The sequence below is a fragment of the Paenibacillus sp. 203 genome (assembly GCF_037027525.1).
In the GTDB taxonomy this organism is placed as follows: Bacteria; Bacillota; Bacilli; order Paenibacillales; family Paenibacillaceae; genus Paenibacillus; species Paenibacillus polymyxa_B.
The window spans coordinates 318417-334288 of record NZ_JAXCHD010000003.1 but is presented as its reverse complement, the minus strand read 5'-3'; the positions used below and the strand labels follow the sequence as shown (position 1 = coordinate 334288).

The following is a 15872-nucleotide window of genomic DNA, read 5'->3' as shown; positions in this document are numbered from 1 at the left end:
TAAATTTTCTCCGATGCATATTCTTCTGCCAACAATAATGTCGAAACATAATTAATGGTCACCTCCAAAGTCTAGTCAAAGTAGCATATTGTGCAATTAACCAAAAAGATTGGGCTGTTGACTTCATTTCGGGAAAATAGGCATAGGTCTGACCCTATCGTGTTAGCATTATTACAGCTCATTCTTCTGAAGCTTAATATCTAGTTCAATCAACCGGTCCAAATCCTACACTGTCTGTATTTTTATATTTCCAGCTTGCAAATCCTTTACCCAAAAAGGGAGATGAGATAATGACTAGATTGTTAGATGCTCGAACATCACAAAACGCAAGTTACGGTAATACAATCTCTATTCCCTTGCCAGCCAATACACCCGTTGCCATTGCTGAGCTTGGCTTAGATGTAACGGGCGCAGGGGAAAACATGCGTGTACAATTATCCGGGATAGCTGAGCTTGCATTTCCTACCCCTCCACCATTTGACTCCGTTATTTCTTTTTCCATTGTTAGAGGCAATTTCGATTCGCTTGTTGCTTACGCCCTTTACTCTGTAAGTGTCTCCGAAGCAAACCCAAACGCTGTACAGGTCGTCACCATAAATGCTTCCGATTACAATATCCCTCTACCACCTTCAAATGAATTGGTGTATACCTTATATCTATTTTGCACAGCAGATGCTACCCGAATAGGAATAGAAAGTTTTAATGCTGTTGCCTACTCAGATTAAAATTGAACCATCACATGGAGGGCAAAGCCCTCTTATTTTTCTTCTATCTGTCCTTGAGAGACGATACTTTCCATCTGTCGTTCTTTTTTGGTATAGTTTACTTAAAGGGGCTGATCAAATGGGATTCATGCTTATTTTTATTGCAATTATTTTTTTCTCGCTTGGTATTTTAAGTAAACGAAATCCCACTTGGGGATGGCGTGCAAACGAAGCCTGGAAGATCAAAGGTGACTCTGAACCGAGTGATGCTTACATTGATGACATGAAATTTAGAGGCTCTATTTCGATACTCTTTGGGTTCTTCTTTTTAACATGTGGACTTTTAGTTATATTTCTGTAAATTCTACTATCTGTTTTCAATCCTCAAAATACCCTTATCCAAAAGACACTTGCTGTTAGCTGAAGCTCCTAAAATATCATTTAGCATATTTTCAAAAACAGAAATCTGTCTCTTATCCATAGTTTCCACTAATCGAACTTCCTTAATCTTAGACCGGCCTGCCGCTATAATAAGTATAAAGATCATTTTTCTCCCTTTGTATTTACTCATCTAACCAGTCACCCTATAAGGAAGAACAATGCAGAAACTCGACTCGTCACTCTTTTCACAGCCGACGTTTATCCACACATCTCCAAAAAAATAGAGATAAATAGCATGGAGAACTATGAGTCTGTTACCGAAAATTTATTCTGATAATAAAATTTTTGGGGGCAATTAGGGGGCAATTATAAATAAACTTAATATTTTTTTTACCTACCACAAATAAAAAAATCCCTCAACGCTTAGAGCGCCAAAGGATTTCCCATTTTAGTAAAGAGTCAGATATTGATCACGTTCCCATTGATGAACCTGTGTGCGATACATATCCCATTCAATTTCCTTAAGCTCATAGAAGTAGGCCAGAGCATGATCGCCCAGTGCGTCAGAGATAACTTCGCTCCGAATAAGCTCAGACAAAGCTTCTTTCAAGTCTGCTGGCAGACTTGGAATGCCTTCTTCAATCCGCTCTTCCTCAGACATCACGTAAATGTTACGATCAATCGGAGCTGGCAGAGCCAACTGACGTTTGATACCATCCAAACCTGCTCTCAGCATCACTGCCAAGGCCAAATAAGGATTCGCTGCCGGGTCAGGGTTACGAACTTCAACGCGAGTGCTCAGACCACGGGACGCAGGAATCCGAATCATTGGACTGCGATTGCTTGCAGACCAAGCCACATAACAAGGCGCTTCATAACCTGGTACGAGACGTTTGTAGGAATTTACCGTTGGATTCGTGATCGCTGCCATTGCACGTGCATGTTTAAGAATACCAGCCATATAATGGCGGGCCGTCTGGCTTAATCCGAGTTCGTCCGTTTCATCATAAAATACGTTTTCATTGTCCTTAAACAACGATTGATTGCAGTGCATACCGGAACCATTTACACCAAACAAAGGTTTTGGCATAAAGGTAGCATGCAAACCATGCTGACGAGCAATCGTCTTAACAACGAGCTTGAACGTTTGAATCTGGTCGGCAGCTTTAATCGCATCTGCATATTTAAAGTCAATTTCATGCTGACCAGGTGCAACTTCATGATGAGATGCTTCAATTTCGAAGCCCATCTCTTCAAGCTTGAGTACAATTTCACGACGGCAGTTTTCACCCAGATCCATCGGAGCCAGGTCAAAATACCCGCCTTGGTCATTCAGTTCTGTAGTTGGCTCGCCTTTTTCATCCGTTTTGAACAAGAAGAATTCAGGCTCTGGTCCGACATTCATCGAAGTGTATCCCAACTCTTCTGCTTCCTTAAGTACACGTTTCAAGATGCCCCGCGGGTCACCTGCAAACGGAACTCCATCCGGCTTGTAAATATCGCAGATCAAACGAGCTACACGATCCGAGGTTACCCAAGGGAATACCACCCAAGTGTCCAAATCCGGATATAAATACATATCAGATTCTTCAATACGCACATAACCTTCTATGGAAGAACCGTCAAACATCATTTTATTATCCAATGCCTTTTCCAGTTGACTAACCGGAATTTCAACGTTCTTAATAGTGCCCAGCAAATCTGTAAATTGCAAACGAATAAAACGTACATTTTCTTCTTTCGCAATCCGAAGAATATCTTCTCTGCTATAACTCACTCTAACCTCTCCCTTTCTGCAACGACTATATACGAATCAGTTGTTCTATAAATACTTAAATGATGAGACCTGATTTTAAAGTAAGGCGACCTTGTACCAAGAGGTAGGTCAAAGCATTATCTCTTATTGAAAAACCGTGATAATTCGCCTTGGATTAGGGATACCTGTCCTGGTCTTTTGCCTGCAACAAGTTGTTGTTTCAGTAAGCGGTGAAGCTGAGTATCGGACATTTCACGGCGTTTGACTTCCGTATCTGCAGTAATAACCGTAGCTTCCTCCGATTCCTTGGTAACCGGATTCATGACTTGTTTAATTCCCGCAATGTTAACACCCTTCTCAATCAATGCCTTAATTTCAAGCAGACGCTCTACGTCATTAAAAGAAAAAAGACGTTGGTTTCCCGATGTACGGGCAGGAACTATCAAGTTATGCTGTTCATAATAACGAATCTGACGTGCTGACAAGTCCGTTAGCTTCATGACAATACCTATTGGAAATAAGGCCATATTTCTGCGAATTTCGTCGCCCATTTGTCATCAACCTTCCAGTGATCTATTATTCACCTTATTGTACATTTAGCTGATGCAAAGTGTCAATGACATGTTAGAAAAACTCACAATAATTTACGTTCTTTCATCGTTTGCAGAGCCATAAGCACTCCAAATTTAACATGAGAGTAGGTTAAGCCCCCTTGCATGTAACCAATATAAGGCTCACGAATCGGAGCATCTGCAGATAGTTCCAAACTTCCCCCTTGTATAAACGTACCTGCTGCCATGATAACTGGATGCTCATAACCCGGCATATCCCACGGCTCCGGCACCACATGGCTATCCACGGCAGCCGCACGCTGAATACCCTGTACAAAAGCAATTAGATGTTCTGGTCCGCTAAAAGAAATAGCCTGAATCAAATCCGTACGCTCTTCATGCCAGGCAGGTTTGGTCTCAAATCCCATCTCCTCAAAGACCGCAGCTGCGAATACACTCCCTTTAACCGCTTGCCCAACCAGTGTTGGAGCAAGGAATAGTCCCTGAAATATGCCTCGTGTAGTACCTAACATGGCACCTACTTCTCCACCGATTCCAGGTGCAGTTAATCGGTAGGATGCCAGTTCTACATACTTTTGTTTGCCGCAGATATATCCACCCGTTTCTGCAATGCCACCACCGGGATTTTTAATCAACGAACCTGCCATCAAATCGACACCGACCTGAGTAGGTTCCAACTTCTCGGTAAATTCACCATAGCAATTGTCAACAAAGACAATGACGTCAGGTTTTATTTCCTTCACACGTGCTGTCATTTCTTCAATATCTGCTACACTAAACGAAGCTCTCCAATCATAACCGCGTGAACGCTGAATACCGATCACTTTGGTATTGGCATGGATAGCAGCCTCCACCGCTTCCCAGTCCACTTTACCTTCCGCTGTCAGTGCGATTTCTCCATAAGTAACATCAAAATCTTGCAATGATCCTGTCCCGTCGCCGGCCTTACCAATCACTTTGTGCAGGGTATCATAAGGCCTCCCGGTAATGTATAACAGTTCATCCCCTGGACGCAGCACACCAAATAAAGCAGTGGCAATTGTATGAGTACCCGAGGCAAAATGCGGACGCACCAACGCTGCCTCCGCACCGAACACATCCGCATAGACTTCTTCCAGCACCTCACGTCCCCGGTCATTGTAAGCATATCCCGTAGAACCCGCAAAATGAAAATCACTCACTTGCTTCCGCTGGAATGCCTGAATTACCTTCCACTGATTTGAATCTACAATATGATCTATGTGCTGTATATGTTCTTGTATTTTATGCTCTGCTGTTTCCTGAATTTGCTGAATTTCTGGACTAAAAACTACCATTTACCTTCTTGACCCTCTCTCTTACGCAGCCTTAGGCTATTCATGTTATATTATTGTTCAGTTTGAACGATGAGCTTTATCATTTTATTGACCCAAAAACATCATTACATGTTAACCTTCTGTGAACTCGCTGAGTGCATGACCATACTTTTCGTACTCGCCTCTTTGAATTTCAACCTCATAAATGACATCATTTCCATCATACTCTGTCAGCAGTACATCTCCGATTCGATAAAGCACCGAGGTTAAATCCCCACGTTCCGCAGGAATGCGGAATCTCAGCGTATCACCGCTCAGATGCTCTTGAATCAGTTCACGAATGCGCAGCAAATCGCCTTCATCAAAAGCGCTAATTTTCAAATAGCCCTCCCCAGAAGGAAGCATTTCCAGTTGCTCAGGGGTACAGGCATCTTTTTTGTTAAATAATACGATCTGAGGCTTGTCCGCAGCCCCTAGCTGTTGTAAGATCGTCTCTACAACTTTCATCTGTTCGTCTCGCATATCCGAAGACGCGTCTACGACATGCAAAATGAGATGAGCCTCATTCGCCTCCTCCAAAGTAGCACGGAAGGAAGCGACCAAATCATGAGGGAGATTTTGGATAAAACCGACCGTATCCGTAAGAATAACTTCTTTTCCACTCGGTAGCTCCATTGTTCTGGAGGTAGGATCCAGCGTCGCAAACAGTTGATTCTCAATATATACATCGGCTGCTGTCAGTTGCTTCAACAGCGTCGATTTGCCCGCATTGGTATAGCCAACAAGTGCAACCTGAACAATGCCGCTCTTTTGTCTGCGCTCCCTGTGCAAATACCGGTGGCGGGTCACTTCCTCCAGTTGGCGTTTCAGATCACTGATTCGATCACGAATATGACGGCGGTCTGTCTCCAGCTTGCTTTCACCAGGACCACGTGTCCCGATTCCACCACCGAGACGCGAGAGATTTTTTCCATGTCCAGACAAACGTGGGAGTAAATATGACAACTGCGCCAGTTCAACCTGAATAATACCTTCCCGTGTTTTTGCACGTTGTGCAAAAATGTCCAGAATCAATTGTGTCCGGTCAATAATTTTGAGATCCAGACTTTCTTCCAGATTCCGTACTTGGGCCCCCGAGAGCTCCTGATCAAAAATAGCTGTATTCGCTCCCAATTCTTCAGCAACTGCGCGCAGTTCCTCTACTTTTCCTTTGCCAATAAACCATTTTGAATCCTTAGCTTCCTTATTCTGTGTCAGGACGCTCAACACTTCAACTCCCGCTGTCTCAGCCAGTTTCACCAGCTCATCCAACGAGTATTCCGTATTGATGCCAGATCGTTTAACTTCATCCGTAATTAGACTAACCAGTACCGCCTTGTCCTGCATTTCGGTTTGTGTATCATGAGTGGAGTTCGCCATATTGTTTGCTCCTTTATTTTCATGTCAACTCTCGAACAGAGACCGACCTGATGTTCAGGCCGGCCCCCGCTCGATGTCATACCATTCGATGTGATTCAGATTCCTATTATCGCCTATCTTTTGTCCATTTTCAAATCTTCTGGACGCAGCGTCATCAATTCCTGTTTGCCAGGTTGCCCGCTCCGGTACTGATTGAGCAACCTGACAGCTTGGTGCCGAATCGCTTTTTCAATCACGTTACGAACATATCGTGCATTACTAAATGCATGAAGACTGTCATTACGCTCGTTTAGCAAATGCTCCTTCATTTTAATTATGGACTGAGGCATGAGAATATAATCCCGCTCCTTGGCCATCATCTCGGAAATTTGGATAAGCTGATCCACAGTATAATCAGGAAAATCCAACTGGATTGGAAAGCGAGAAGGAAGGCCAGGATTTGTTCGTAGAAAAAAGTCCATTTCCCCCGAGTATCCAGCGAGAATCAAAATAAATTGATTTTTTTGGTCTTCCATGGACTTTACCAAGGTATCAATCGCTTCTTTTCCAAAATCCTTTTCCCCTCCGCGTGCCAAACTGTAAGCCTCATCAATGAACAACACGCCGCCAAGAGATTTCTTTACCAGATCTCGCGTTTTTTGTGCCGTATGGCCAATATACTCACCGACCAGATCAGCCCTCTCTACCTCAATCAGATGACCTTTGCTCAGTACACCCATTTTTTGCAGCATTTTAGCGATAATGCGGGCTACTGTCGTTTTCCCTGTACCTGGATTTCCTTTGAAAATCATGTGATATACGTGTGCATTGCTCAATAATCCCGCATCCGTACGCATATGGGCGATTTGTAAAAAGGCATATACCTCAAATACCAGGTCTTTGATGTTATCCAAGCCGACGAGATGATCGAGTTCTTTCTGAATTTCCTGATAAAGACTGAGATACTGCGGTAGCGCCTGTGACTTGGTTGAAGCCACTGCTTCCGTCTCGTCCACAGTCACCGAAGCTATCGGCTCCGGGCTACGCAGCACGACATTAATTTGTCTGGAAGGTCTCTCCTCCGACCGCTTGCCCGCGGCGATTCCCCGTCCGTTCATGCATCCATCACCTCAACATTTCTTCAGGCACAGCTTACCCTATTAATGTATTCGGTCTGGCATGTCCTTATTAGCATAAAAGCACCGGGAACGTGCACAAAGCCTTTTCTTTAATTCAGGCAACCCAAGTTTGAGCGCTGATCCACCACCGTTGCAGCGTCCATTTAGCGTATGCCAATACTTCTCTTGATTGATGAATTGGCATATTCAGCACTTTGGATTCCGTCAGTGCCATCTGAGGATGATCAAATTTCAAGAATTGAGCAATCTCCATCGCCCGAGGGCCATGATAGCTATGTGTGATGATCACGGTGGAGGTCCATCCATATTCATTCATGATGCGCTGGCTATAGAGCAGATTTTCGTAAGTACTGGTCGCATGGTTTTCCAACACAATATGCTGTACAGGGACCCCCCTATCTACTAAATAGCGTTGCATGCCCTCAGCCTCCGTATACGGAAAATCTGGTTTATCCAGTCCCCCACTTACAATTAGACGCTGTACCGTCCCGTTGCGGTATAAGCGCAATGCTTCTTCAAGCCTTTCCTTCAATCCAGGACTGGGCTCAGCCCCCCACATAGAAGCACCTAGTACGATACCAATTTGCACTTGCTTGAGCGGAGTGGTAGAGGCGGCTGTATTCATGTCCCACACTCGGATACCTGCCCATACCAATCCGACCAAAATGAAAATCATCAAACAAAGTACAAGACGCTTGGATACATAGATATCTTCTTAAGGCGACTCTGCCCGCTATTAAACTCAGGACGTTTGGGTCCAGTGTCTTTAATCCACTGCAAAACTTTCACCGTTCTCTCTTGAAATCACCGTTGTGAAACCATTCTGCCCGGTGTTTCAGCGACATTTTAAAATAGGGGAACACGTGGGCATCTATCTGATGTAACACATCAGCCGCTGTACGGTTGGCCAATTCTGCCTCTTGCGTTGAGATATGCCCCCGTTGTAACGCCTCCTCCAATTCATCCTCATCCACTAGGAAGATTTCACCGTTTTTAAGCACCACAACATCCAAATACAAATCGTCAAACCATGGGACTCCTTGATCGGTCACACCCTGATTTCGGCAGGTATCAATGTACCATTCAACGATTTGCTCCCGGTTGTCGAACATAGCAGTCACCACATAATGCTCACCTTTTGGATAATATTGTAGCCAGGAATATCCTTTATCGGCTATGCAAAACGTATGACCACCGTAACTTTTCCATAACGGCTCCTTGAGACTCAAAATTGTATACAGGGTCACATATCCTGTAAACGCGTCACTTTCTACATACCGGCAAGCAAACTTGCGATTGGTGATTCTGCGCCAGTTGGCCCGGTCTCCGAATTTGCGCTTCATAAATGATGTTCCTCTCCAACATTGGTAAAACCAGCTTACCATATTTAAACTGTACACTCAAAAAGAACCCCTTTACCAAAGCAAAAAAAGGTATTCTCAGACCGTGAAACGGTCCGAAAATACCTTTGATTTGAAGCAAATTCAACTTACATAAAGCAATACTTGCTAATCCCGATTGTGACGTCCACGATTGGAGTTCGAATGACCGTTAGAATTGCCTTCTTGAGTTCCATCCGTTGTGACTTCAGTCGTAGATGCATCCGTATTTTCTGGATTTACCATAGTACCTTCATCAGAAATACCTGCATCCGGTGTAGTAGTCTGACCATTTTCCTGATTTGTATCGTTTCCATTGCCGGAATTGCTATTATTGTTGCCTGTGCCTCCAGCACCATTCCCACTAGTATCTCCAGGAGATGCCGGAACCTGACCTGAGCCATTATTGTTGTTGGTACCGCCAGGATCTGTATTTCCCTGATCTGTACCGTTTTGTCCGTCTGTAGCCCCGCCATTATCCGGTAAGGTTCCATTCTCGTTTGGATCAGTCCCTTGTTGTGGATCAACCGGAGTAGTCTCTGCCGGAATTTCTACACGGATCGTATTAGAAGCCTCGGATTCTTTACCATCCGCTCCATAAGCCACTACATAATATTCATACGTGTTTCCAGCTATAGGAGACGTATCTTCACCACTCGTGCCCTTCATGGCCTCCATGATTGTTGCAAAGCCTGCATCAGAAGTCCCTTTGCGATACACACGGTATTGTACATTATCCCCCGTCGCCGCAGTCCAGGACAACGATACAATTTGGGTGTCCTGACTATAAGACCCGCTCAGCCCGCTTGGAGCGGTAGCCTGAACCGGCTCTTCTGGCTTCTGCTCAACTGGTGGTTCATATCCCTTCGGCTCGCTGAATTGCGTAACCGGGTGTCCCTTGAGAGCTTCACCCATGACTCTTCCGAAAAAGGCTGCCGACTGCCCACTGTAGTTTCTGAGCATATGTTTGCTGTCCGGCTTATCATAACCCATCCATACTGCTCCGGTATATTCTGGCGTATAACCGACAAACCAGATGTCCCGGTTACCACTGTTACCGCTAATTCCGCTTTGGGTCGTACCCGTTTTACCAGCTACAGGCCAGTCAATACGTGCTTTGCGACCTGTGCCGCTATTGACTACATTTTGCATCATTTGTGTCATTTCATAAGCCGTTTTTTCACTCATTACAGATTTAGATTCCTCTTCATGAGTATAAACTACCTGATCATCACTATTATTAATTTTTTTAATGGAATAAGCCTTTTGGAATTGTCCTTTATTGGCAAAAGCGCTGTAGGCCTGCGCCATTTCAAGGGTATTCGTTCCTTTGCTTAATCCACCCAATGCGATAGCAAGTGAGTGATCATTTTTGTCCATCGGAATGCCTACGCTCTCGGCAAATTGAACCCCTTTTTCCACACCGATTTGGTTCAGCAACCATACAGGCGGAATATTTTCAGACTTCGTAATGGCATCGAGCATGCTGATGGTTGATGAGTAACCATGTAAGTTTTTCGGACTGTATCCGTTAAAACTCTGGCGTTCGTTACTCAAAGGGGTATCCACCGTAAATTTACCGGATTCAAGAGCTGGCGCATAGGCTACAATCGGCTTGAAAGCCGATCCTGGCTGTCTGCGGCTCTGTGTCGCACGATTGAAGGTTCCCTTTTTATAATCTCGTCCGGGTGCCATCGCGGCAATTCCACCTGTTTGGTTGTTAATAATGACCATCGAGGCTTGAACAGGCTGATCGTCAGGACTTTTTTCGAACATGTCATCATCTGCCATCGCCTGATCCAGCGCATTTTGGGCCTGGGCATCCATTGTCGTATGAATCTTATAACCACCAATAATCAAATCATTGCCGCTAACTCCTGGTAGTGCATCCTCTGCCTCATCCATGACGTATTCCATAAAATTTTGATACTTTTGAACTTTTTCTGGTTGTTTGTAATTGTAATTTACAGCTTTGGCCTCTTCCATCTCTTGCTTTCCAATCATCCCCTGCTCAAACATCAGCTGGAGAACCACCGCACGTCGTGCCTTTGAGTTCTCCGGGTTACTGATCGGATTATACTTGGATGGCCCTTTCGGAATAGCTGCCAGTGTAGCAACCTGCCACAATTTTAATTTGTTTAAGTCTGACACGCCAAAATAGCCTTCCGACGCTGCCTTAATTCCAGAATACGAGCGTCCAAACCAAATCCGGTTCAGATAAAGGGTAATAATCTCATCTTTAGTCAACCTCCGCTCCAGCGCCATTGCGATGGATACCTCGGTCGCTTTACGGAAAAAGGTTTTGTCACGTGTCAAAAACAAGTTTTTGGCCAGCTGCTGAGTTAGTGTGCTGCCGCCCTCCACTGCAGAACGAGCCACGATATCCTTTACGGCCGCCCGACCGATAGACCAAATATCAACCCCTTGATGCTCCATAAAACGCTTATCCTCTGTTGCGATAAAAGCTTTTTTGAGCAATGGTGGAATTTCTTCACTTTTGACAGGATCGCTTTTTTGCACAGACAACTCACCCATGAGGACACCGTTGCGATCATAAACCTTCGATGTCTCGTTCACTGTAATTTTGTCCTTGTTGGCTTCGTAAATTTTTTCACCATTTATCATGACAAATAAATACCCGCCAAGTGCGCAAAATATGGCTAACGCCGCTGTAATAAAAAGCGTCCACCCCACTCGCTTACCTGTTATTTTCTTTTTCTTGCCCTTCGGCTTCTCTTTAGATGTGGTTCTATTGCGATTGCCGGATCTGGACAATGAATCGTTTGGCATTCCCCTGACTCCCTTTCGCGAATAATCATATACTACCTAACATAAGCCTAAAGCTTGCTGTCGGCAGCATGAAAGTAAACGGAATGAAAAGAACAACCCTGATCAGGTTGCTCCCGGTCACATTCCTATACAGTTAGACGAGACGGACGCCTGAAAAGTTTCATGAACCCGGGCGACCGTCAAGCCGTAATCAGTTATCGCTAGCGTTATCCTGTTGCTGTACAAGCGATACATTGCGTTGCGGTGTAAAGGTGGAGATGGCATGCTTGTAAATCAGCTGTTGCTTTCCATCCGAGTCGATAACGATCGTAAAATTGTCAAATGCTTTAATCGTCCCTCGCACCTGAAATCCATTGATGAGGTATACCGTTACAGGTATAGAATCCTTGCGCAATTGATTCAGAAACGTATCTTGGATATTAATGGACTTGTTCATTTTAGCCGTACCCCCAATAATCATTTGGATTGTTTTGAAGTATATTCAAGGTCTGTCCGGAACTTTCCTGCTATAATTTCGTGTATTCGGGCTGCATGAGCAGAAAAATTTCCGAAATCAGTGACATCTACCCACTGGATATCCTTCATATGGCGAAACCACGAGAGCTGTCGCTTCGCAAAATGACGCGTATCCCGTTTTAGCCAAGTCACCGCCTCTTCCAAAGACACCTCTCCCCGCAGGTAGGAGGATATCTCTTTATAGCCTAGACCTTGCATGGAGATGGCATCGCTTCGCACTCCCCGTTCCATTAAGGAGGTTACCTCAGCAACAAGCCCTTGATCGAGCATCCCGTCAATTCGGTCTTCAATACGTTTATATAGCATTTGCCTATCCATTGTCAAACCTACGATGCAGAGTTGGTAGGGAGATTCCTTTTTTTGACTGGCAAGTTGAGAGCTAAGTGTCGTTCCGCTAACATGGTAAATTTCCAGTGCCCGAACGACACGACGACGATCATTAGGATGCAGACGAAGTGCACTTTCGGGATCAACCGCCTGTAGTCGCGCATGAAGCGCGTCTGCTCCAAACTGTTCGGCATAGTCAAGCTGTTCCTGACGAAAAGCTTCGTCAGCCCCTACCTCGGAAAACTGGTATTCATAGCAGACTGATTCTACATATAAACCTGTTCCGCCTACGATAAACGGTAGCTTTCCTCTAGATTGAATATCAGGTATGAGACGACGACAGTCTTCCTGAAATTGGGCTACTGAATATGGGTATTCAGGCTCATGAATATCAATTAAATGGTGCTTGATTCCTTCCATTTCCTGTTCGGAAATTTTGGCAGTTCCAACGTCCATATGACGGTATACCTGCATGGAATCCCCGGAAATAATTTCCGCGTCAAATTGTCGAGCCATCTCGATGCTTAGTTTCGTCTTGCCAACCGCAGTCGGGCCAACAAGAACAAGTAATTTAGGCTTAGGTGCCACTGTCAATATCAATCACTCCGTACACTGTTTTCGTTGTGCCCCGCTGCTCTACACGGAAGCCGAGGCGGGCAAATTCCCCGCTACCCCGTTTTTCTTTTAATACAATTGTTTTTCGTGCAATCCGTTTCGCATGAACAATACTCTCCTCATTCAACGCGTCTGGATTAGCCAGCCCTCTCAATGGACCGATTGCGCTGGAATCGAGCAACGGATCACGAAACATAGGGTCAAAATAAATAATATCTATACTGCGATCCGACAAACTGCGCAAATAGTCTAAATGATGACCAAAACGAACGTCAATGTTGGAAAAGGCCTGATCTACTTCAGCGTTGCCGGAACGGTAATGCCTCATTCCATCCTTGATTAAAGCATAGACGGGGAAAGAACTCTCCACAGCCGTGACTTGTCCAGAGCTTCCCGTTCCAATTGAAAATAGAAGAGAATCCGTACCAAGTCCTGCGGTGCAATCCAGTACAGTATCACCCGGGACGAGCCGGGCAGCCGTCAACATCGGGTCAGGTTCACCCTTTAATACCCGTTTGGCGCGAATGAAGCCCATACTCGGGTGAAAAACCATCGGTGATTGTTCTGGACTAATCAGCCTCACTCCGCCCTGCACCAGAACCAATGCTTGGCTGACTCTGTGAGCCGCGATTAGCTTAGCTACCGATATGCCACGACGAGGGGCATACAACACCCCTAACTCGGCTGCAAGCAGCTTCGCTCGCTCCACAACCTCAGCCGAGGGGGAATCCCCTGTCGTGACCAGTAATTCAACTATCTTCTCCCGTAGCCTCGACCGCTCTTCTTCACGGTTTTCCCGATCCTGTAACATATATATATACTCCCTTACATTACTCTTTTAAACAGCTTCTCTAAATCATATGTGGAAAAGGAAACCACAATAGGTCTCCCATGAGGGCAAGTATATGGTTGTTTGCACGCTGCCAAACGCTCTAGCAGCACGCTAGCCTGTCGGTCAGTCAGCTTCTGGTTTGCCTTAATCGAAGCCCGGCAGGAGCACATGATCGAGGCTGCTTCCCGCAGCTTTGCAAGATCAATGGCTCTTTCCTCGAGCACCCATCCGGCCATTTCCTCAATAACATCCGCTTCTTCCCCTTGAGGAAGCCAGTACGGGTAAGAGCTGACACGGAAAGTTTGACCGCCAAAATGCTCCAAATACACCCCCGCCTGCTCAAACCAGTGCAGCCTTGTTTTCAACTTTTCTGTCTCGGAAGGCGTAAAATCCAGTGTAATTGGCAGTAGCAACTCCTGCGATACTGACTCGGGATTACCGAATTTTTCATAATAAAATTCATAATTGACTCGTTCATGTGCGGCATGTTGATCAATTAAATACAAGCCCTGGTCGTTCTGTGCAATCAGATATGTCCCGTGGTGCTGACCGATTAAATTCAGTTCAGGAAAAGTGGGCAACTCTGGAACTTCTCCCGACACCGCTGCCAATTGCTCTGCATTCAGACGTTGCTGGCGAGGCTTCTGATCCGCGAAATGACGGGAATCCGTAGCGTGTCCTGCAATCGGAGGCACAGAAGATGGGTAAGCAGCAGAAGCAGCCGTTTCCTTTATCCCTCCACTGTATAAAGAAGATGTGCCTATTGCAGCATTATCTCCTTCGGGCGACTGTACAGTCGCTCCATCAGGGAGCGGCACGTCCCCTCTAACTTCACTTCCGTTGTTTTCTTCCACAAAATCTGCATCCAGTTCATCATCACTAATACTTTTACCTGAAAGGTTGTTTGCCCGTCCAATAGCTGAGAGGCTATCCCTGCTCGGACGTTGCTCACGCTCCTGGCTACCTCTGTTATTCTCTTCGTTCCTGTTCAAGTAATTGGATTGGCCCGGTACCTGGTTCTCCGGCGAGATCACGGAAAGTGGCAGTGCTCCCCCCCGGTCTTTGCCGGAAGGAGCATCCCCTTCCGTAGCATTTCCCTTTGAGAAGTGAAACTGCTCCTGCACAAACGAGCCACTGTCCTTGCCACCGATCTCGCGCTTGACTGCCTTCGGAATCAGCACTTGCTGCCCTAAAACAGCTTTTACCGAATCCTCGACCAACTGAAACAGTTCAGCTTCCTTGCTGAACCTTACCTCCAGCTTGGCAGGATGAACGTTAACATCCACCAAAGAAGGATGCATATCCAGTTGGATCACAGCCAGCGGAAAACGATTGATCGGCAACAAGGTATGATACGCCTTGAGCAACGCCTGATTAAGCCCGTAGCTACGCACAAAACGTCCATTCACTACCGTCGATATCGCATTCCGATTCGATCTGGTCCACTCTGGGCGGCTGATATAGCCGCTAATTCGGTAATCGAGGCTCTCTCCTTCCAGCAGCAGCATGGACTTCGCCGCAGAAGTTCCATAAATAGCGGCAATCACCTGGAGCAAATCACCATTACCCAGCGTTTGCAACAATGTATTGCCATTATGCCGCAATGTGAAGGCAACCTCAGGGTGCGAAAGCGCCATTCGGTACAATACATCCGAGATGTGTCCCAGCTCGGTCTGGATTGTTTTCATATATTTCAGCCGTGCAGGTGTATTATAGAACAGCTCCCGTACGGTAAAATCCGTCCCTTGCCTACTAGCGGCATCCTCGTGAAGCACCAGCTTACCGCCCTCAATCACCAATTTACGGGCACGCCCGTCATCTCCGGCTGCTGTAAGCAACTCTACTTTCGATACAGCCGCTATACTTGGCAACGCCTCTCCCCGAAAGCCGAGACTTGTGATCTGAAACAGGTCGCGACCATGTCCAATTTTGCTTGTCGCGTGCCGATAGAATGCCGTCTCCACATCCTCAGGCTCAATGCCACTTCCATTATCCGTGACCCGGATACTTTGCAGACCGCCTTCTTCTACCCATACGTCCACCCGCGTACCGCCTGCATCAATCGCATTTTCCACCAGCTCCTTCACGACGGAGGCCGGACGTTCCACGACCTCACCGGCAGCAATCTGGTTCGCAATATGTTCATCCAGTACCCGAATTTTAGACAT

General features: G+C 45.8%; 14 protein-coding genes and 1 pseudogene. 2 read left to right on the top strand and 13 right to left on the bottom strand.

All coding sequences use genetic code 11. The annotated features are described in order from the left end of the window. The first annotated feature begins 290 nt into the window (after positions 1–290). Positions 291–725 carry a hypothetical protein gene (locus WA407_RS07930; protein WP_061832033.1) on the top strand — a complete coding sequence of 145 codons (435 nt, stop codon included), beginning with the start codon at positions 291–293 and terminating at the stop codon, positions 723–725. Between the two features lie 118 nt (positions 726–843). Next, the gene (locus WA407_RS07925; RefSeq protein WP_061832034.1) at positions 844–1065 is read left to right on the top strand and encodes a DUF6199 family natural product biosynthesis protein; all 222 of its coding nucleotides are present in this window, start codon (positions 844–846) and stop codon (positions 1063–1065) included. A 6-nt stretch (positions 1066–1071) separates the two neighbouring features. On the opposite strand, the gene WA407_RS07920 is transcribed toward WA407_RS07925, so the two are convergent. The 13 genes and pseudogenes from WA407_RS07920 to mutL form a co-directional block, all read right to left on the bottom strand. Continuing rightward, positions 1072–1275 (bottom strand): hypothetical protein, encoded by a 204-nt coding sequence (locus WA407_RS07920; protein ID WP_235309654.1) that lies wholly within the window; start codon positions 1273–1275, stop codon positions 1072–1074. 258 nt (positions 1276–1533) lie between these two features. Beyond that, positions 1534–2862, bottom strand: coding sequence for a type I glutamate--ammonia ligase (glnA, locus tag WA407_RS07915; protein WP_013310575.1), 1329 nt, complete (start codon positions 2860–2862; stop codon positions 1534–1536). A 116-nt stretch (positions 2863–2978) separates the two neighbouring features. Beyond that, positions 2979–3392 carry a MerR family transcriptional regulator gene (locus tag WA407_RS07910; RefSeq protein ID WP_007430683.1) on the bottom strand — a complete coding sequence of 138 codons (414 nt, stop codon included), beginning with the start codon at positions 3390–3392 and terminating at the stop codon, positions 2979–2981. Between the two features lie 83 nt (positions 3393–3475). Beyond that, a complete protein-coding gene (locus tag WA407_RS07905; RefSeq protein ID WP_235309653.1) occupies positions 3476–4729 on the bottom strand; it encodes a methionine gamma-lyase family protein in 1254 nt (417 codons plus the stop codon). Positions 4730–4840: 111 nt separating this feature from the next. Continuing rightward, positions 4841–6127, bottom strand: a complete 1287-nt coding sequence (gene hflX / locus WA407_RS07900; protein WP_013310577.1) for a GTPase HflX — start codon at positions 6125–6127, stop codon at positions 4841–4843. 113 nt (positions 6128–6240) lie between these two features. Next, positions 6241–7224, bottom strand: a complete 984-nt coding sequence (locus WA407_RS07895; RefSeq protein ID WP_025718768.1) for an AAA family ATPase — start codon at positions 7222–7224, stop codon at positions 6241–6243. Positions 7225–7339: 115 nt separating this feature from the next. Next, positions 7340–8034: pseudogene (locus WA407_RS07890) on the bottom strand (YdcF family protein). Next, positions 8031–8588, bottom strand: coding sequence for a DUF402 domain-containing protein (locus WA407_RS07885; protein ID WP_013310580.1), 558 nt, complete (start codon positions 8586–8588; stop codon positions 8031–8033). Before WA407_RS07885 ends, WA407_RS07890 begins: the two are co-directional and overlap by 4 nt. A gap of 165 nt (positions 8589–8753) precedes the next feature. Then, the gene (locus WA407_RS07880) at positions 8754–11414 is read right to left on the bottom strand and encodes a PBP1A family penicillin-binding protein (protein ID WP_254328469.1); all 2661 of its coding nucleotides are present in this window, start codon (positions 11412–11414) and stop codon (positions 8754–8756) included. A 190-nt stretch (positions 11415–11604) separates the two neighbouring features. Then, a complete protein-coding gene (hfq, locus tag WA407_RS07875; RefSeq protein WP_023989043.1) occupies positions 11605–11850 on the bottom strand; it encodes an RNA chaperone Hfq in 246 nt (81 codons plus the stop codon). A gap of 20 nt (positions 11851–11870) precedes the next feature. Continuing rightward, the gene (miaA, locus tag WA407_RS07870; protein ID WP_069289755.1) at positions 11871–12851 is read right to left on the bottom strand and encodes a tRNA (adenosine(37)-N6)-dimethylallyltransferase MiaA; all 981 of its coding nucleotides are present in this window, start codon (positions 12849–12851) and stop codon (positions 11871–11873) included. Continuing rightward, on the bottom strand, positions 12835–13683 hold the full coding sequence (locus WA407_RS07865; RefSeq protein WP_336077092.1) for a class I SAM-dependent methyltransferase: 849 nt from the start codon (positions 13681–13683) through the stop codon (positions 12835–12837). Before WA407_RS07865 ends, miaA begins: the two co-directional genes overlap by 17 nt. A 14-nt stretch (positions 13684–13697) precedes the next feature. Continuing rightward, positions 13698–15872: a DNA mismatch repair endonuclease MutL gene (gene mutL / locus WA407_RS07860; protein ID WP_336077091.1), complete on the bottom strand. Its 2175-nt coding sequence runs from the start codon at positions 15870–15872 to the stop codon at positions 13698–13700.

Bases quoted from the DNA above. Each gene is read 5' to 3' on its own strand.
- WA407_RS07930 (WP_061832033.1), top strand. From the start codon at position 291: ATGACTAGATTGTTAGATGCTCGAACATCACAAAACGCAAGTTACGGT.
- WA407_RS07925 (WP_061832034.1), top strand. From the start codon at position 844: ATGGGATTCATGCTTATTTTTATTGCAATTATTTTTTTCTCGCTTGGT.
- WA407_RS07920 (WP_235309654.1), bottom strand. From the start codon at position 1,275: ATGAGTAAATACAAAGGGAGAAAAATGATCTTTATACTTATTATAGCG.
- WA407_RS07910 (WP_007430683.1), bottom strand. From the start codon at position 3,392: ATGGGCGACGAAATTCGCAGAAATATGGCCTTATTTCCAATAGGTATT.
- WA407_RS07905 (WP_235309653.1), bottom strand. From the start codon at position 4,729: ATGGTAGTTTTTAGTCCAGAAATTCAGCAAATTCAGGAAACAGCAGAG.
- hflX (WP_013310577.1), bottom strand. From the start codon at position 6,127: ATGGCGAACTCCACTCATGATACACAAACCGAAATGCAGGACAAGGCG.
- WA407_RS07895 (WP_025718768.1), bottom strand. From the start codon at position 7,224: ATGAACGGACGGGGAATCGCCGCGGGCAAGCGGTCGGAGGAGAGACCT.
- WA407_RS07885 (WP_013310580.1), bottom strand. From the start codon at position 8,588: ATGAAGCGCAAATTCGGAGACCGGGCCAACTGGCGCAGAATCACCAAT.
- WA407_RS07880 (WP_254328469.1), bottom strand. From the start codon at position 11,414: ATGCCAAACGATTCATTGTCCAGATCCGGCAATCGCAATAGAACCACA.
- hfq (WP_023989043.1), bottom strand. From the start codon at position 11,850: ATGAACAAGTCCATTAATATCCAAGATACGTTTCTGAATCAATTGCGC.
- WA407_RS07865 (WP_336077092.1), bottom strand. From the start codon at position 13,683: ATGTTACAGGATCGGGAAAACCGTGAAGAAGAGCGGTCGAGGCTACGG.
- mutL (WP_336077091.1), bottom strand. From the start codon at position 15,872: ATGTCTAAAATTCGGGTACTGGATGAACATATTGCGAACCAGATTGCT.